We start from the raw sequence: 19,142 nt of genomic DNA on the forward strand, positions 1-19,142 counted from the left end.
AAGATTTTTATTCGGCTAAATTGATTTCTTTCGGTTTAATTGGTTTGATTTTTTCCTGCAAAGTCTGGAAAACTACGTACAAAACAGGAATTACGAAAACTCCTAAAATAGTACCTATCAACAATCCAATTGAAGCACCTGTTGCGATTGATCTGTTACCCACAGCACCAATTCCGCTTGCTAAAACCAATGGTAATAAGCCGAAGATAAATGCTAATGATGTCATTAAAATTGGTCTCAATCTCGCTTTTGCGGCATTAATGGCAGATTCAACAATAGTTTCACCGTGATGTCTTCTCTGAACTGCAAATTCGATAATCAAAATCGCATTTTTAGCCAATAATCCGACCAACATAATCAATGCAATCTGGAAGTAAATGTTGTTTTCAAGACCCATTATTTTCTGTCCGAAATAGGCTCCCATTACACCAAGAGGAAGTGAAATTACCACTACCAAAGGTAAAATATAACTTTCGTACTGAGCAGAAAGAATAAAATAAACAAACACCAAACTTAAAGCAAAGATCAATAAAGTTTGAGATCCTGAGCTTAATTCTTCTCTGGTAAGACCAGTAAATTCTACATCATAATTCTGATCCAGTGTTTCGTTAGCTACCGCCTGAACCGCTGTAATCGCATCTCCTGAGCTATAGCCTGCTTTGTTGGCTCCGGTAATTTTCACTGACGTGAACAAGTTGTATCGACCAACAGATTGTGGTCCGTACGTTTTTGTCAAGCTCACAAACTGTGAAATTGGCGACATTTCTCCGGAACTCGTTTTCACATAATACTGATTAAGATTCGCCGCATCCGCTCTGTCTTCCGGAAGCGCCTGAATCATTACTCTGAACTGTTTTCCGTATTTTGTAAAGTCGGCGCTGTAAATTCCACCAATATAACCCTGCATTGCAGATAGGATGTCGTTTACAGAAACACCTTTTTGTTTAGCTAACGGAACATTAATTTCCATTAAATACTGAGGATATTTTGTATTGAATGATGTTTGGGCAAATTCAATTTCGGGTCTTTGCATTAAATTTCCGATAAATTCATTCGTTTTAGCATCCAACTGTGCAAAATCACCTCCCGATTTATCTAAAAGAACCATTTCAAAACCTGCACTGTTACCGAATCCCGGTACACTTGGAGGCTGGAAGAATACTACTTTCGCGTCGGGAACTTTTCCTGCTAAACCAAATAATCTCTTAGTAATTTCATCAGATGATAATCCATCACCTTTTCTATCATCAAAAGGTTTCAATTTTACGAAAGCAAGACCATTATTACTACCGTTTCCTGATAATAATCCTCTACCTGTAGAAATAGTTACATTCTGAATTCCAGGAATTTTCAAGGCTTCTTTTTGTAAAGTTTTCAGAACGGTGTAAGTTCTTTCCATCGATGCTCCTGGCGGCAGCTGAACGTCTGTAAAGATAATTCCTCTGTCTTCCGTTGGTACGAAACCTTTTTTCATGCTTCCGTTTGCCCAATAGATAATTCCTCCAGTAACAACAAGAATAACTAAGGTTACCCATTTGTGTTTAATCAAGAAATTAAATCCTCTACCGTAACGTTCTGTAGCGGTTTTAAAACCAATATTAAATTTATAAAAGAACTTTTTAATGAAATTTAAATCTTTATATTCTTTATGATGCTCGTCATGAGGTTTTAAGAATAATGAACATAAAACCGGACTCAATGTCAATGCATTCACTGCCGAAATTATAATCGCAATAATTAAAGTAATACCAAACTGCTGATAAAACACACCGGTAGGCCCTGTAATAAATGTTACCGGAATAAATACCGCTGCCATTACCAAAGTAATTGAGATAATCGCTCCGGTAATCTCATCCATCGCCTCAACCGTTGCTTTTTTAGCATCAGAAATACCATTTTCCATCTTGGCGTGAACGGCTTCGACGACGACAATCGCATCATCAACCACAATACCAATTGCCAATACCAAGGCAAATAGCGTTAAAAGGTTTAATGAATATCCGAATAAATTCAGGAAAAAGAATGTTCCTACAATTGAAACCGGAACCGCAATTGCCGGAATCAATGTTGATCTGAAATCCTGTAAGAAAATATAAACTACAATAAATACCAGGATAAATGCTTCAATTAAAGTATGAATAACTTTTTCAATAGATGCATCCAGGAATTCATTGGTATCAAAGTTAAATGTATATTTTACACCCTCAGGATATGAACTTTCATTTTCTTTAAGCTGTTTTTTAATGTTTTCAATAATCTCCTGAGCATTTGATCCCGGAGTCTGGAAAACCCCCATACTGATGGATGGATTGTCTCCGTTTTCACCCACTCCTGAGTAAGAAAGCCCACCTAACTCTACTTTAGCAACATCTTTCAGCATTAAATTCTGTCCGTCCGGAAGAGATTTAATAATGATATCATCATATTGTTCCTTTTCACTGAATTTTCCGACATATTTAATGATGTATTCAAAAGAACTTCCGCTGTTTTGTCCTAATGATCCGGCCGCCGCTTCTCTACTCTGATCGTTGATTGCGTTGGTCACTTCGGTTGGCGTAATTCCATAAGCTGCTAATTTTGCAGGATCGAGCCAAACTCTCATTGAATAATTTTTACCTCCAAAAACGTTGGCTTCACCTACTCCATTAATCCTTTGGAGATTTGGAATAACGTTGATATTCAAAAAGTTTTGAAGATAAACGTCATCGATATTTTTGTTTTCAGAATAGAAAGAAAGGTACATCAATGCACTCGTCTGCTGCTTCTGAGTAACAACTCCGGAACGTGTAACTTCACTTGGAAGTAATGGGCTCGCTCTGGAAACCCTGTTTTGAACGTTTACTGCAGCAATATCTGCATCAACACCCTGTTTAAAAAACACCTGAATTTGTGCAGAGCCGTCGTTTCCTGCAGTTGAAGTAATGTAATCCATTCCTTCAACCCCGTTGATCTGCTCTTCTAAAGGAACAACGACACTTTTCATTACGGTTTCGGCGTTGGCTCCTGTGTAAGTTGCTCTTACACTCACTGTTGCCGGTGCAATATCCGGATACTGTGTCACCGGAAGGGCAGTAAGTCCCAAAACCCCGAGTATTACAATCAGGATGGAGATTACTGTGGATAAAACCGGTCTGTTAATAAAGTTTTTTATCATTAGAATTTCGGTTTTATAGATTTCACGATTTCGTCAGTAGTCGTAGGCTGTGGTTTTACCGGAGTTCCGTTTTTCAAAGTTCCTGTACCCGCTGCCACTACCGCATCACCTTGTTTTACACCATCTTTTATTAAAGCTAGATTGTCGATTCTGTCTATGATATTTACCACAGCATTTTTAGCGGTGTCTTTATCCACTTTATAAACATAAACGATTCCCTGTTGTTCGTAAGTTGCTCCTTCAGGTACAACCAAAACATTGTTGTAATATTTTGGAAGTCTTATTTTACCGCTGTTTCCGTTGCTTAAAAGTTTTGAAGCATTGGTAAATGAAACTCTGAACTGAATGGTTCCTGTCGTAGGATCAATTTGTCCGGTGATGGCTTCCACTCTACCTTTTTCAGGATATAAACTTCCGTTCGCCAATTCAAGCTCAACCATCGGAATATTCTTAATTTTTTCAGACATTGAAGCTCCCGGAGATTTCTCAAGGAAATCAAAATACTCTTTTTCATTCATTGAAAAATAAGCATAGATTTCTGAGGTATCTGAAACTGTCGTTAAAGCAGTCTGATCAGAAGGTCCAACCAAACTTCCCACTCTTAAAGGTAATTTCCCGACAACACCGGAAATAGGTGCACGAATAATCGAATAATCTACGTTAGCAGCAGCACCTTTATAATTGGCATTCGCCTGCTCTCTCGCAGCTTTTGCCTGCTGAACCTGTGCCTGAGCCTGAGCGAGATTGGCCTGAGCAGTCTGAAGCTGAACATTACTGATGATTTTCTTGTCAACCAACGGTTTCAGTTTGTTAACTTCTACCTGAGCGGCATTTACGGCTGCCTGAGCTGCTGCGATGTTGGACTGTGCTGCACCAACACCTGCTTTTGCTGCGGCTGCAGTTTCATTTAAAGTATTAGTTTCCAGACGGAATAATGCCTGACCTTTGGTCACATATTGTCCTTCATCTACCAAAACCTGAGTGATGTAACCCTGAATTTTAGCACGGACATCATTGTTGACCTTACCCTGAATGCTTGCCGGAAAAGTCTGGTAGCCCGTGATGTTTCTGGTTTCAACCTTTACCACCGGAAAAGCCTTTGCAGCATCCTGTTTAGGCTCTTCTTTCTTGCAAGACGCCAAAGAAAGCGATGCTACAGAAAGTATGATTAGTTTGTTGTTCATTTTATAGTTTATTAAGAGATTCCTGTATATTTGATATGCTTTTATTTAAGAGTGCTTTGTAAACATCTATTCTTTCATCATCTTCTTTGTGTTCTGCTTTTCTGAATTTTTTCAGATCATCCATCAGTTTTAATTCATCCTGCATTTTCTGGACAATTCTTTCAAACCTTATTTTCTTATAATCATCGTTGGCAAAAAAATAGCGTTTCCTTTCATCCATTTTATTGATATCAACGATTAATTCTGAATTTAGAAGTAAGACAAGACTTGTAGAAACTGAACTTTTGCTTGCTGAGAAGACCTCAACAAACTCATCAAAAGTAATTCCCACCTTATCAAAATCGAAAATCAGGTAGGAATATATTTTTGAAGCCAAAGGAGGTAAATTGAGAACAGTTCCGTAAAATTTTACGGCATCCTGAAATATTTTCTCATCAACCTCTAAACTTTTTTTCATTGTAGAAAATTTTGAACAAATGTAGAAATTAGTTCGAAACTAAACGAACAAACTTGATAGAGTTTATAAATAAAGTGTTTGATAAAGAATCAATGAAAACAGATTTAACTTTTACTGTTTTTTTAAATCAACACTTTTTCAAAAGCTTTTCTTACGCCTCCTGCAAGATAAACTTCACCACAATAAGTATAACCTTTAGACTCTAAAATTTTAAGCATCGCATCGTTGTCATAATTCGTATCAACTTTTATACTCAAAACATTTTGAGACCTTGTGAACTCTTCAATGTAATCGAAGAGTTTTTTCGCCAGTCCCTGTCCGGCAAAGTTTTCTGAAACAGCCACTCTATGCACAACTACAAACTCTCCGGTTGTAAGCCACGCTCCTTCAATAGAGCTGTAGGCAGGCTCATCATTAAATATTAATGCTACATAAACCGCCACTTCATCATCGACTGTAAGAACAAATCCAAAACCTTTTGAGACATCGCTTTCTATCGTTTGCAAATTGGGATAACCGTTCTGCCATTGCTTGCTCCCATCTTTTCTTCTACGTTCGATCGATTGCTGAATAATTTCCCAAATAACATCAATGTCTGAGGTATTTGCTTTTCTAAAATGGATTTCGTTTTTATGAGTCATATAAAGTTTTTATTACAAACTTGAAAATTGGGAAATAACACAATTAATGCCAAAAATTTCACATTAAAAATTCATTAAGAAATATATTAATCAAACATTGGCACTAAAAAAAACCGAAAACTAATATGAATTAATTTTCGGTTCCGAAGTAGTAAAATTTAAAATTATGAAATTGTTTTCATTTATTTTCACTTTGCTGAAGATAAGCATCAATAACATCGAATGCTTTTTTCTCATCCTGCAAGTCAACCATTACCTTCAACGATGTTGCTGTGGGCGTTGTTGTAAAGGTTAGATAATTGTTTTCTGTTGCATTGGCAATTTCCGCTTCATCAAGTTTAGACTTAATCAACTGAATTTCTGCCGGCTTATCGCTTTCAAATACTGATACTCTCGTGTTACGTTCCATATAATATACATTTTGAGTATCTAAATATAGGACGTTTTTTTCAGAATTCCAAATTTCGGAATTTTAAATTTTATTAATATTGTTCTCGATTTTGTCTAAAGCAATCTGAATTTCTTCTTTTGTAACATTCAAATGTGGTCTGAAGCGGATAGACTGATCACCACATGAAAGAATGATTAAACCATCATCGTACAGTACATTCCTGATTTTATCTCTGTGCTCGCCGGATGGCAAATCTATTGCACACATCAAACCTTTTCCTCTTGCGTTAGACAGTTTTTCAGGATATTTTTGTGCTAATTTCTGCAAACCTTCCAAAAGATATTCACCAACGGTATTGGCATTTTCCAAAAGATTTTCTTTCTCAATCACTTCCATTACCAATTGGAAACGGAGCATATCAATTAAATTTCCACCAAAAGTAGAATTGATTCTTGAGCTTTCTCTGAAAACATTATTCGGGATCTCGTCAAATTTTTCTTTATTTGCCAAAACACCGCAAACCTGCGTTTTCTTTCCAAAAGAAATAATGTCCGGTCTTACACTTAAATGTTCAAAAGCCCACATTTTTCCGGTGATTCCGATGCCTGTCTGAACTTCGTCAAAAATTAACAGGACTTCATGCTCATCACAGATTTTTCTCAAACCAACAAAAAATTCGTCTCTGAAATGATTGTCTCCACCTTCAGCCTGAATAGGTTCAATAATAATACAGGCCACTTTATCCGGATTTGAAAGAATAGCTTCTGTAATCTGAATTAAAGCGAGATTTTCATTTTTAATGGTTTCCTCTAAATTTTCTTCGGTGATTGGAAAATGTAATTTAGGATTCAAAATTCTTGGCCAGTCAAACATCGGGAAATACTGATATTTTCTTGGATCTGAAGTATTAGTTAAACTTAAAGTGTAACCGCTTCTTCCGTGGAATGCCTGTCTGAAATGGATGCAGATGCCTGCTTCGATGTCTAAACCTTTTTCGAAATTTTTTCTCGTTTTCCAGTCGAAGCACGCTTTCATAGCATTTTCAACGCCCATAGCTCCGCCTTCAATAAAGAATGCGTACTGAAGTTCTTTAGGCATCACTACTCTTTCGAAAGTTTCAAGAAACTGAGCATACTCTTTAGAATAAACATCTGCCAAAGTAGGTTTGTTGACTGCCATTTTTCCCAGCCATTCAGATTTTTCTACTAAATAAGGATGGTTGTAACCGATGGAAGCCGAGCCGAACATTGAAAACATATCCAGAAAATTTTTCCCTGAAACTGAATCATGAATCCACGATCCGTGAGAGTTTTCAATATCCATTACAAAGTCGAAACCGTCTGCTAAAACGTGTTTACCGACTGTTTCTTTTATTTTATTTGTTTGAATTTCAATTATGTTATCCATATTAATTTAAATTGTTATTGATGAATTTTAAAAAATATTGATTGTTTATTTTCGTTTTTAAAGACCACTTTCCGTTTTTTAAATCAAAAAGCACATAATAAGTTTCCTTTTTTCTGTATTGAACAAATGCTTGATCCTTATTCTCACTAAAGCCAATATTGGAAAAACGGAGCGATTCCTCATCCTTAGTGTCTGTCATAATAATTTTTTTCTCTGTAGAGAAATTATTATTAATTATGCTTTTGATTGCCTTATTTTTAATAAAGTTTTTACAGGTACTTTTTTTTAGAAATAAAAATTTCCTCATGTACATTCTGTATTCTTCATCATCAGAAATCTCGTAGCCCACGAAATAAACTTTGTTATTAATTTTAAGTTCTTTTTCAGGAAAACTGTTGATTATTAAAGAATAAATTTCTTTCTCATCTGCATCTTGAGCAAAACAAAAAATAGATAATAAGAAAAAAACAGTCAATAATAATCTCTTCATTGTACTTTATAAATCAAATTTAATTCCCTGAGCCAATGGAAGACTTGCGGTGTAATTGATAGTGTTGGTTTGTCTTCTCATATAGTATTTCCAGACATCAGAGCCTGATTCTCTGCCTCCGCCGGTTTCTTTTTCACCACCGAAAGCTCCACCGATTTCAGCACCTGAAGTTCCGATATTCACGTTGGCAATTCCACAGTCTGAACCTGCGTGTGAAAGGAATAATTCCGCTTCTCTCAAATTTGTAGTCATAATTGCCGAAGAAAGTCCCTGAGGAACATCATTCTGAATCGCAATCGCTTCTTCCAAAGTTGAATATTTAATTAAATATAAAATCGGTGCAAACGTTTCGTGCTGAACGATTTCGAAAGAATTTTCAACTTCTGCGATGCATGGTTTTACATAACAGCCGGATTCGTAATCTTTTCCTTCTAAAACTTCTCCTTCAACGACAAATTTTCCGCCTTCTGCTTTGCATTTTTCAATAGCCAATTCATATTGATTTACTGCTTCAACGTCAATAAGCGGTCCCACGTGCATATTTTCGTCTAAAGGATTTCCGATTTTTAACTGTCCGTAAGCTTTTGCCAGACGGTTTTTCACTTCATCATAGACAGATTCATGAATAATCAGTCTTCTTGTAGATGTACATCTTTGTCCGGCAGTTCCCACGGCTCCAAAAACTGCCCCGATGATTGACATGTCCAAATCGGCATCTTTAGAAATGATGATCGCATTATTTCCACCCAATTCAAGGATTGATTTACCGAATCTTTCAGCTACTTTAGAAGAAACCATTCTTCCGACTCTTGTAGAACCGGTAAATGAAACCAAAGCAACACGTTTGTCATCCACCAATTTTTGTCCGATCTCATGATCTGCAACCAATACGCTTGAAATTCCTTCGGAAAGATTGTTTTCCCTTAAAACTTCATTCATAATATTCTGGCAGGCAATCGCACAGAGAGGTGTCTTTTCTGATGGTTTCCAGATGGTAACGTTTCCACAAATCCAGGCTAATGCTGTGTTCCACGCCCAAACTGCAACCGGAAAATTAAATGCTGTAATAATGCTTACGATACCAAGCGGATGATATTGCTCGTACATCCTGTGACCAGGTCTTTCGGAATGCATGGTGTAGCCATGAAGCTGTCTTGATAAACCAACTGCAAAGTCGCAGATATCAATCATTTCCTGAACTTCACCAAGACCTTCCTGCAGAGATTTTCCCATTTCGTAGGAAACAAGTTTGCCGAGGTCGTCTTTATAATCTCTTAATTTCTGCCCGAGCTGGCGTACGATTTCGCCTCTTTTTGGTGCGGGCATTGTTCTGAATTCCAGAAAGGCTTTTTGGGCAGATTCCATTACTTTGTCGTAATCTTTTTCACCCGATAATTTTACTTTTCCTATTAATCTTCCGTCTGCCGGAGAATAACTTTCTATTGTTTTTCCTGATGCAAAAAATTTACCTCCAGTAGAAGTTCCTTTGTTTTCATCTTTGATTCCTAAATTTTTTAATGATTTTTCAATTCCGAAATCTTTGACTTTTTTTGACATAAAAATTTTACTTTTCGTTTTGCCTAAGATAAAAAAATATCCCGTACCAGAAAAAATTTATAAAATTTAAAATCAAAATTATTTGGAATGATTATAAACATGTTTATCTTTGTGCAGTAATCATTTGAAATTCAGAGATGGAAAACAACAAGGTACTTGATGAGGGAACTGAAGAAAAGAAAAAATCCAAATGGAAGCAGCTGGTGAAGAAATTCGGCGTCGGCGGCATCATTTTCTTCACAGTAAAAGGGATCATCACTTCTATCCTGATTTATTTTCTGGGTAAAAATTTCTGGACTGTGATCAACAATTACTTCGCAAACCTATTCGGTTAATCTACTTCTTTATAAATTTAAAAGTTTTCCCATCCAGATTAAGGATGTAATTTCCGCTGGCAAGATTCTGTACCGAAATATTTTTCCTGTTTTTAAACGGATTGTGTTCAGTATAAATCAATTTCCCTGAATAATCTAGAATCTGAGCCTTTTTCACATTCTCTACATTTCCACTGACAGAAATATAATCAGAAACAGGATTTGGATAAATTTTGAATTCATTATTCCCTGAAACCAAATCAGAAACTGAAAGCGTACCCAAATTCTGACAGTAATTCACACCATAAGAATCCCACTCACCAATTATGAAACTTGTATTCGGTTGTGTGACAGTATTTTTTCTGTATAGAGAAACATCACCAAGTGAATTGCTCACAAACCTGCTTCCAATGGCATCTACCGTCGTTGATTTATAATTTAATTCCACATACTGAGTTCCGGAAAAAGTCATAGCATCTCCCGCGGTAAGGAAATCTGCATTGGTATTGGTATAACATGAAAGTGAAGCTTTGGGATTTAAGATCACATAACTTGCATTGTTAGGAATTTTCCCTTCGAGTTCAAAACTGTTCCCATAATAATAAACAGGAACGGTGCTGTTGTAATATTGAACACGGATGCTGTAATTATTCAAATCAACTTCGTGACCGGTTTTGTTTACGATTTCAATTGCTTTATTGTCACCTGTTCCTTCTATATATTTTGTAATGTAAAGATCTTTTGAATTGGTATCTGTTGCAAGAGTGGAAACTGCTACAGAATTACTGTCCGCAGACAGCAAATATCCTGCATCGTAAGCTTTAACAGTAAAATTATACGTTGTTGAAGCAGTAAGATGATCAATGATAATCGAATTTGATTTTGTTGTCGTAAGATATGTTCCGTTTTGAAAAATATTGTAACCAATAACATCTGTACTCGTGCTTGGCGACCATGATAAGTTAGTAAAACCAGCACCAGTCAGCGTAGAATTTAAGTTTGACGGAGCCTGAGGCGCAACATTATCGGGTGTCTGCAACCAAATTGCGTTAATCCATTGCGGATTATCAACAAAAGGGTTTCTATTATTCTGAATAGCAAAAACTGCATTATTTCTGTCAATTTCCCTTTGAGAAACAGGATCCTGCTGATGCCATTGCAACAACATGGTGATATAGCCCGGCTCAAAAGCACGCTCGGCAGTCCCGTCAAATGCAGATCTGTCCATTGCAGGATTTATATTTGTAGAAGTATTAAAGGAAGACAATTTATCTTCATATCTCACTGCAAAATAAAGAAGCATTCTGGCAATATCACCTCTGAACTCAGCGATTGGTTCATAGACACGGTTGGTATAGGCATAATTCGGGATTGCACTGTTAGACATTCTCGAAGTATTTGAAAAATTATAATGATTTGTAGAATTTCCTATTCCATAAGGGTAATTATTCCTTAACTGATTAATTCTCGCATCCGTAGGAATTACAAAATGTAAATCAGAATACATCGGATAATTACTGTTGAACGTACTTTGTGGAACTGCATGCTCTCTGTTGTAGCCCAAGCCCTCTGCACCGGAAGTACTGATAAGGTTTGCCGAAGTATATTCGTAAGAATCTGGTCCCGCAGGGATTTCAGAGTAGATATCCAGCAAAATTGTTGTATTGCCCGGTCCGTGATCGTAATATTTATCTAAATCTGTCTGATTGTAATAATTTGGCAAATCACCATAATGCCAGTTGATATTTTTGGCTGAAATAATATCGTGCAGTTTCGTTTTTAAAGCATAGCCTGTAAGACCCGTCGTTCCGTCGTAATAACCAGCCGGAGCTTGGGCTGATAAAATAGCAGATAAAAACACAGCAGAGAATAAAAATTTCTTCATATCTTAAAATTGGGTTGCTAAGGTAAGATTTTATTGCAATCTATATATTATGTTAAGTATTAAAAATATATTAATTAAAACATTAAATCATTGATAACAAATTATTTAAAACTAAAACATACTGTCCTCTATAAATATTTTGCTATTTCGTCAATTTATTTATCTTTGGGCAGAAACTTTTTACAGATATGAACACAGAAACAATGGATAACATTAAAATGATAGCCGAAACGGCGAAAGACTTTGCTGAGAAAAACATCAGACCTAATATTATGGAATGGGACGAAAGCCAGACTTTCCCTAAAGAATTGTTCCACCAATTAGGAGAAATGGGTTTTATGGGAATTGTAATTCCTGAAGAATATGGCGGTTCTGGTCTTGGATATCATGAGTATGTAACCATCCTTGACGAAATTTCTCAGGTTGACCCTTCTATCGGTCTTTCTGTGGCTGCTCACAACTCACTTTGCACCAATCACATCTACGAATTTGCCAATGAAGAACAAAGACAGAGATGGTTGCCACAACTGGCTTCAGGTAAAGTGATCGGAGCCTGGGGATTGACAGAACACAACACAGGTTCAGATTCAGGTGGAATGTCTACAACCGCTGTGAAAGATGGCGACGAATGGGTAATCAACGGAGCAAAAAACTTTATCACACACGCAATTTCAGGTGATATTGCTGTTGTTATGACAAGAACCGGAGAAATCGGAGCAAAAAATAACTCTACTGCATTCGTTTTAGAAAAAGGGATGGCTGGTTTTACTTCAGGTAAAAAAGAAAACAAGCTTGGAATGAGAGCTTCAGAAACAGCTGAGCTTATTTTTGATAACGTTCGTGTTTCAGATGCCAACCGTTTAGGTGAAGTTGGAGAAGGTTTCAAACAGGCGATGAAAATTTTGGACGGTGGTAGAATTTCTATCGCTGCATTGAGTTTGGGAACTGCAAGAGGTGCTTACAAAGCAGCTTTGAAATATGCTAAAGAAAGAAAACAGTTCGGTAAATCGATTTCAGAATTTCAGGCGATCAACTTTATGTTGGCAGACATGGCAACTGAGATTGATGCCGCAGAACTGTTGATTCAGAGAGCTTCTACATTGAAAAATGCGAAGCAAAAAATGACCAAAGAAGGTGCGATGGCAAAACTGTACGCTTCTGAGGCTTGTGTAAGAATTTCAAACAACGCCGTACAGATTTTCGGTGGTTACGGTTATACAAAAGATTTCCCTGCTGAGAAATTCTACAGAGATTCTAAATTGTGCACCATTGGAGAAGGAACTTCAGAGATCCAGAGACTGGTAATCGGAAGAGATATTACAAAATAGTCAGAATTTAATTTGTTATAAATGAAGACCGTCTTTTTTAAGGCGGTTTTCTTATTTTAAGGTAATTCACGATTATTACAGCAATTTTGAAATTTTAAATTTAATTTTTCTCATACATAAATGATTTAATTTAAAGTTAGTGTAATGCATTGCATATAATTTTAAACGAATTATCTAAAATTTTCTTAATTACTTTTGTTTTTGATAATATAATTTTTATTAGCTTTGATTCTCCACAAACAAAATAGGATTTATATGAAAAAACAACTATTGTTGATTGGAATGCTTACATCATGCATTTCATTCGCACAAACCGACCGACTTTGGACTTCAACATCCGCAAAAGCAAATGCTGAAATTGTTGAAAACAAAACTTCTCTTCTCAGTCCAAAAATTTTCACTTTAGATTTTAACGGATTAAAAAATGCCCTTGCAAAAGCTCCAAAAAGATTGTCTGCCGGAGAAAAATCTGAAGTCATCATCTCTTTTCCAAACTCAGAAGGCAGAATGGAAAATTTCAAAGTCAGAGAAAATTCAAACTTTGACCCTGTTTTGGCTGCGAAATATCCAAACATCAAATCTTATGTCGGTGAAGGTCTGGAAGATTCCAGCTCGACAATTTATTTCAGTATTTCACCTCTTGGTTTGTCATCTATGGAAATTTATGGCGACAAATCAGCCGTTTTCATTGAACCTTACACAAAAGACCTTTCGACCTACGCTGTTTACAGAAAATCTGATAAAAAATCTGATTTAAATACTTTTGAATGTACTGTTTTAGACGTAGCCCAAAAAGGAATTTTAAATAATGAAAATGGTTTGGCTCTAAGACCAAACGCCGATGATGCAAAATTGAGAACTTTCAGATTGGCCATGTCAACAACCGGTGAGTACACCACGTATTTTGGAGGAACAAAAGCCAACGCCTTAGCCGCAATCAACAACACGATGACCCGAGTGAACGGCGTATTTGAGAAAGATTTTTCTGCAAGAATGGTTTTAATCGCCAATAACGATGCTGTAATTTACACCAACGCTTCTACAGATCCGTATTCTGCAGCAGCTCAGATGAGCAACTGGAATTCTCAGTTACAATCTACTTTAACTTCTGTCATTGGAGAAGCCAACTATGACGTCGGACATTTATTCGGAGCTTCCGGAGGTGGCGGAAATGCCGGATGTATCGGATGTGTCTGCGTGAACGGTTCTAAAGGCAGTGGTTATACATCTCCAGCCGACGGCATTCCTTCAGGAGACAATTTCGACATCGATTATGTAGCTCACGAACTCGGTCATCAGTTTGGAGGAAACCACACTTTCTCGCACGGAAACGAAGGAACCGGAGTTAATATGGAACCTGGCTCAGGATCAACGATCATGGGTTATGCTGGAATTACCGCTCAGGATGTTCAGCCTCATTCAGATTCGTTTTTTCATGCCGTGAGTATTCAGCAGATTACGAATAATATTAAAGCTAAAACCTGCCCAACCAGCACCAACACAGGAAATGCAATTCCTACAGCAGATGCAGGAGCAGACTATACGATTCCGAAAGGAACACCGTTTATGTTGACAGGTACAGGAACTGATGCCAACGGAGATGCTTTGACCTACATTTGGGAACAGATGAACAACGCATCATCTTCTCAAACAGCAGCCAATTCAGCAGCCAGCGCAACCAAAGCAACTGGACCAACCTTCAGATCATGGACTCCGCAGACAATTCCAACCAGATATTTCCCGAGAATGGCTTCTGTTTTAACGGGAGCAACAACGACGGCTGGTTCAGAAATAACTGTTGAAGCTTTATCCAATGTTGCGAGATCTTACAATTTCAGATTTACTGTTCGTGATAACAAAGCGGGAGGTTCAGGAAATAATTCTGACGACGCGGTAATTACTGTCAACGGAACTGCGGGACCTTTCACTGTAAGTTCACAAAACTCTGCAACATCATACACAGGCGGAACTTCACAAACTGTTACATGGAACGTTGCCGGAACTACAGCAAACGGTGTGAATGCTGCCTACGTAGATATTTTATGGTCAACCAATTCGGGAACAACATGGACTATCCTTCTTTCGGGAACTCCAAACGATGGATCTCAGGCGGTAACCATTCCGAATGCTTCTACTACGACAGGAAGAATTATGGTGAAAGGTTCAAATCATATTTTCTTCGATGTCAACAATGCGAATATTACTGTAAATGCAGGTTCAGGAACAATAGATACTACTCCACCGACAGCACCAACATTGGCCGCTTCAGGAACCACTTCTACCAGTACAAATCTTTCTTGGTCGGGTGCAACTGATGTGTTTGGTGTAACGGGTTATGATGTTTACCAAGGATCATCCTTAATTGGCTCTACAGCTTCCACGACTTACGCAGTGACGAGTTTAACACCTTCCACAACTTACAGCTTCAATGTTAAAGCTAAAGATGCGGCAGGAAATGTTTCCACTGCAAGCAACTCTGTGAGCGTGACAACTTTGGCGGGAACTTCGGTTTCATATTGTTCAGCAGCAGCGACCAATACTTCAGATGAAAGAATTGGAAATGTAAAATTCGGAACCATCAACAACACTTCCACAGGAACTGCTGGATACGAAAACTTCACTGCGATCTCCACGAATGTGACCAGAGGTACAGCGTACACAGTTTCAATAACTCCGGTTTGGACTTCAACTAAATATAATGAAGCATATGCCGTTTACATCGATTACAATAAAGATGGTGATTTCACAGACAGCGGCGAACTGGTTTGGACTAAAACAGGTTCACAAACATCTCCGGTAACCGGATCAATTACAATTCCTGCTTCTGCAGCATTAGGAACAACCAGAATGAGAGTAATGATGCAGTACAATTCTGTGCCTTCTTCATCTTGCGGTTCTTACACGTACGGTCAGGTTGAAGATTATACTTTAAATATTGTTTCGTCCGGAAGAACAGGTGAATCAGATACTAAAGATTTGTTTACAGATATTAAATTGTATCCAAATCCTGCAAGAGATATTTTAAATGTTTCTAACACCACCAACGAAGAGTACAAAATTTTCGACATGGGCGGAAAAGTAATCCGTTCAGGAAAACTGGAAAGAGGTTCTGTGAATGTAAGCAGCTTAATCAGTGGTGCCTACGTAATTCAGATTGGAGAAATTTCAAAAAGATTTATTAAAAAATAAAATCAGTTTATTTAACCTTAAATTGAGAAGTTGCTCTGAAACGGGCAGCTTTTTTTTATGGGTAATGAGTAATAAGCAATGAGTAATAATTGAAAGCACTTGATTAACTAAAATTTTCTACATCCGACATCCCTCATCCGGCACCCGACAGAAATTTCATAAAATTACTATCTTTGCTTTAAATTTAAAAATATTCATGGAGAAGATCGATAGCCTTAATCAAGTGGCAGAATTTCATACAACTTTCAAAGCACCAATTTTAGATACCCCTCAAATCCCTTCAGCAGACCGTTGCAACCTTAGAGTTGAACTTTTACAGGAAGAATTAAACGAATTAAAACAAGCCATCGCAGACAATGATATCGTTGAAATTGCTGATGCTTTATGTGATTTGCAGTACGTTTTGAGCGGTGCCGTTCTTGAATTTGGTTTAGGCGAAAAATTCGTTGAGCTTTTCAATGAAGTTCAGCGCTCGAATATGTCTAAAGCCTGCGAAAATGAAGCTCAGGCTCAGGAAACAGTTGATTTTTACAAAGAAAAAGACGTGGAATCGTTCTACGAAAAATCAGGTGAGAAATACAATGTTTACAGAAAAGCAGATCATAAAGTTTTGAAAAGCAAATACTACTCTCCTGCCGACCTTACACAAATTTTAGAAAAATAAAATGAAAAAATTAATTACAAAAATATTTGCTGCATCTGCTCTGTTTTTAGCTGCTGAGCAAATCAACGCTCAAAAAGTTGTCGTAAACAGAGAAGTGGAAACTACCGAAGACGGGAAAATGCTTTTGGGACATCAGCTGAAATCTCAGTTTCTGAAAGAGCCGTATTCTACATGGTTTGTGAAGGAACGTGACGAATATGCTTTAGACCAAAACGCAATCAAAGATTTAAGGAAAGCAAAGCTTACAAGCTACGATCTTATTGTTTTTATGGGAACATGGTGTGAAGACAGTCATCGAGATTTCCCACGTTTGATGAGAATTTTAGATGAACTGAAATATCCAGAAGGAAAACTTACGATCATCGCCGTTAACAGAAAAAAAGAATCACCTACCGGCGACGAAAGCCTGTATAACATCCAAAAAGTCCCTACGATTATCGTACAGAAATATGGCAAGGAAATTGGTAGAATCATAGAAATGCCTACCACAGGATACATCGAGAGAGACCTGGTAGATATTTTGAAAAAAGATGACAGCTCTGTTATCAAAGAAATTTTTAAACCAAAGTCTTGAGAAATATAAAAGTACCTATCGCATTTTTAGCAGGAATTATCTTGATGGTAGTCCTGTTTTTTAGTTTTAAATCTTGCTTTACGCCAAATAACAAAAAGGAAACTTCAGATTATTACCTCATTACCAACCAGATTACCAAGATGAATAAAATGGTGGTGATGGAGCAAAATACATCCGAAATACAGAAAACAAAGTACAGTTACACTTTTTTGGGTGCGGAAATGACGAGCAACAACATCATTACCTACACCAAAACCAATGCGCAGGTTTCTTACGATCTGAATAAAATGAAAATGGAAGTTGATTCTATCAATAAAAAAGTGATTATCAAAGAACTTCCCGATCCGGAAATCAGAATTACGCCAAGCGTGGAAATTCAGTCAATGGATGATTCATTTGTAAACAGAATTACTGAAAAAGACATCAAAAGTGTTACTCAAAAAGCAAAGGCTTCAGCGGTAAAATCTATTGATCAGAATAAACTTCGTGATGAAGGGAAGGTTCAGCTTTTGGAAAATTTAAACAATATCTTTGTTTTGGCAAAGGCTTTGAATTATAAAATCGAAGATCAGACCGGAAAACTCGGTGTTCTTGGACTTTAAAAAATTCAAAATCATGGATTCAAAAGAAGATAATAAAAAGAAAGAATCTGCAAATTCTGCAGAAACCAAAAAACAGAATGAAGATTTCCGCGATATTCCGGCATCTTCAGAAAAACAAAATCCTTCTGATGTTGATAAAGAGGACGTACAAAAATCCTCAAAAAACAAATCAGGAAAAACAGATAATACTAAGTGAAAGCTTAGTATTTTTTTATGCCCACAATCTTTTAATAAAATCTAAAGCATTCGTGTGACTGATTTTATTCATAATTTCAGACGAAAACCCTTCGCTTAATCTCTTATTAATAGAATTATAAGCTGTAGCATTTTCAAAATCTTTAAAGAAGAAAGGATAACGTGATTTGTCCGGATGATTTTTGTCGTAAAAGAAATCGCCACCGTAAGCTAAACTATCCATTGCATCTGAATCTAAACCGTATTGAATATGGTTGTAGAATCTTTCCGGATGCTGTACATCAATGTAATCTTTAATGAAATTTAATCCAATCAAACCTTTTCTGGTGATAATTTCTTGAACTAATTCGTCAGGAAGATTTCTGTTGTTTCTGTAAACCGATCTAAAATTTGAATGACTCGCCAAAATCGAAATTTTATAATTTCTCTGATCAATATAATTCAGAATATCATAAGCCAGCTGATCACTTGTATGAGCAAGATCTATCGCAATTTTCTTTTCATTTAAGTAATCTATCAATACTTTTCCGTCAGTTTTTAAACCTGCTTCAGAATTATTTCCACCTCCGAAACGATTTTCAGAATGATGAGTCAAGCCGATATACAATAGATTTTTTGTGTTTTGAATGATTTTTTCTAAATTCTCAAAACCTTCATCCAAATGAAAATCTTCCTCACAAAAAGAAGAAGCGTTTTCTACTGAAGCCAATATCCCAACCTTATTTCGGTTTTCCGGTTCATCATAATTATTAAGATTAAAATGAAAAAAATTAGAATTTGAGATGAGATCTTTAAAAATTTCACTTTGATGTAAAGCTAAAATAGTACTGTACTTGGCGGTTGGGGCATAAATTGCCATTGTCTGCAGTCTTACATTTCCATCTTTCAGAAAAGGTAAAGAACAGCCCAATTCTTTGTCATCAAGCTTAGCATCTGCTCTCAATAAATAATATAACAGGTCGCAATGCAGGTCGATATTGAAGTCATTCATAATTTGTGTTTTAAATATTTGTTTTAATTAAAATTGATTTTATGCAAATTTCAACATTAATTCTTCATTCAAATATACGGTTTTGTACGGTTTTAAATAAAAAAAACGTATTTTTGCAT

General features: G+C 36.7%; 17 protein-coding genes. 7 read left to right on the forward strand and 10 right to left on the reverse strand.

Annotation, left to right across the window (positions count from 1 at the left end):
- Positions 1-7 precede the first annotated feature (7 nt).
- From AC2A1G_RS10035 to amaB, 8 genes are all read right to left on the reverse strand, one after another.
- On the reverse strand, positions 8-3,154 hold the full coding sequence (locus AC2A1G_RS10035; RefSeq protein ID WP_484046781.1) for an efflux RND transporter permease subunit: 3,147 nt from the start codon (positions 3,152-3,154) through the stop codon (positions 8-10).
- Entirely contained in the window at positions 3,154-4,338 is a 1,185-nt protein-coding gene (locus AC2A1G_RS10040) for an efflux RND transporter periplasmic adaptor subunit (RefSeq protein ID WP_484046782.1), read from the reverse strand. The genes AC2A1G_RS10035 and AC2A1G_RS10040 overlap by 1 nt, the downstream gene beginning before the upstream one ends.
- Position 4,339: 1 nt before the next feature.
- Positions 4,340-4,795 (reverse strand): transcriptional regulator, encoded by a 456-nt coding sequence (locus tag AC2A1G_RS10045; RefSeq protein ID WP_484046783.1) that lies wholly within the window; start codon positions 4,793-4,795, stop codon positions 4,340-4,342.
- Between the two features lie 122 nt (positions 4,796-4,917).
- Positions 4,918-5,436 (reverse strand): N-acetyltransferase family protein, encoded by a 519-nt coding sequence (locus AC2A1G_RS10050; RefSeq protein WP_484046784.1) that lies wholly within the window; start codon positions 5,434-5,436, stop codon positions 4,918-4,920.
- Positions 5,437-5,614: 178 nt separating this feature from the next.
- Positions 5,615-5,845, reverse strand: coding sequence for a DUF2007 domain-containing protein (locus AC2A1G_RS10055; RefSeq protein ID WP_056079956.1), 231 nt, complete (start codon positions 5,843-5,845; stop codon positions 5,615-5,617).
- 63 nt (positions 5,846-5,908) lie between these two features.
- A complete protein-coding gene (gene lat, locus AC2A1G_RS10060; protein WP_484046785.1) occupies positions 5,909-7,234 on the reverse strand; it encodes an L-lysine 6-transaminase in 1,326 nt (441 codons plus the stop codon).
- A 1-nt stretch (position 7,235) separates the two neighbouring features.
- Positions 7,236-7,724 (reverse strand): hypothetical protein, encoded by a 489-nt coding sequence (locus tag AC2A1G_RS10065; RefSeq protein ID WP_484046786.1) that lies wholly within the window; start codon positions 7,722-7,724, stop codon positions 7,236-7,238.
- Between the two features lie 6 nt (positions 7,725-7,730).
- The gene (gene amaB / locus AC2A1G_RS10070) at positions 7,731-9,281 is read right to left on the reverse strand and encodes an L-piperidine-6-carboxylate dehydrogenase (RefSeq protein ID WP_484046787.1); all 1,551 of its coding nucleotides are present in this window, start codon (positions 9,279-9,281) and stop codon (positions 7,731-7,733) included.
- Positions 9,282-9,418: 137 nt separating this feature from the next.
- On the opposite strand from amaB, the gene AC2A1G_RS10075 reads away from it, so the two are divergent.
- A complete protein-coding gene (locus AC2A1G_RS10075; RefSeq protein WP_484046788.1) occupies positions 9,419-9,616 on the forward strand; it encodes a hypothetical protein in 198 nt (65 codons plus the stop codon).
- 1 nt (position 9,617) lies between these two features.
- On the opposite strand, the gene AC2A1G_RS10080 is transcribed toward AC2A1G_RS10075, so the two are convergent.
- On the reverse strand, positions 9,618-11,480 hold the full coding sequence (locus tag AC2A1G_RS10080) for an endonuclease (protein WP_484046789.1): 1,863 nt from the start codon (positions 11,478-11,480) through the stop codon (positions 9,618-9,620).
- Positions 11,481-11,668: 188 nt separating this feature from the next.
- Here AC2A1G_RS10080 and AC2A1G_RS10085 point away from each other — a divergent pair, with 188 nt between their 5' ends.
- From AC2A1G_RS10085 to AC2A1G_RS10110, 6 genes are all read left to right on the forward strand, one after another.
- Positions 11,669-12,808 carry an acyl-CoA dehydrogenase family protein gene (locus AC2A1G_RS10085; protein WP_484046790.1) on the forward strand — a complete coding sequence of 380 codons (1,140 nt, stop codon included), beginning with the start codon at positions 11,669-11,671 and terminating at the stop codon, positions 12,806-12,808.
- Between the two features lie 255 nt (positions 12,809-13,063).
- The gene (locus AC2A1G_RS10090) at positions 13,064-15,997 is read left to right on the forward strand and encodes a reprolysin-like metallopeptidase (protein ID WP_484046791.1); all 2,934 of its coding nucleotides are present in this window, start codon (positions 13,064-13,066) and stop codon (positions 15,995-15,997) included.
- A gap of 196 nt (positions 15,998-16,193) precedes the next feature.
- Positions 16,194-16,661, forward strand: a complete 468-nt coding sequence (locus AC2A1G_RS10095; RefSeq protein ID WP_484046792.1) for a pyrophosphohydrolase domain-containing protein — start codon at positions 16,194-16,196, stop codon at positions 16,659-16,661.
- Position 16,662: 1 nt separating this feature from the next.
- A complete protein-coding gene (locus AC2A1G_RS10100) occupies positions 16,663-17,235 on the forward strand; it encodes a thioredoxin family protein (RefSeq protein WP_484046793.1) in 573 nt (190 codons plus the stop codon).
- Positions 17,232-17,837, forward strand: coding sequence for a DUF4230 domain-containing protein (locus tag AC2A1G_RS10105; protein WP_484046794.1), 606 nt, complete (start codon positions 17,232-17,234; stop codon positions 17,835-17,837). The genes AC2A1G_RS10100 and AC2A1G_RS10105 overlap by 4 nt, the downstream gene beginning before the upstream one ends.
- A gap of 13 nt (positions 17,838-17,850) precedes the next feature.
- The gene (locus tag AC2A1G_RS10110) at positions 17,851-18,033 is read left to right on the forward strand and encodes a hypothetical protein (protein WP_484046795.1); all 183 of its coding nucleotides are present in this window, start codon (positions 17,851-17,853) and stop codon (positions 18,031-18,033) included.
- A gap of 15 nt (positions 18,034-18,048) precedes the next feature.
- Here the strand turns inward: AC2A1G_RS10110 and AC2A1G_RS10115 are convergent, their stop codons facing one another.
- Positions 18,049-19,023, reverse strand: coding sequence for a dipeptidase (locus AC2A1G_RS10115; protein ID WP_484046796.1), 975 nt, complete (start codon positions 19,021-19,023; stop codon positions 18,049-18,051).
- Positions 19,024-19,142 lie beyond the last annotated feature (119 nt).

The sequence above is a fragment of the Chryseobacterium sp. HNCC26DJ240 genome, from assembly GCF_057180485.1.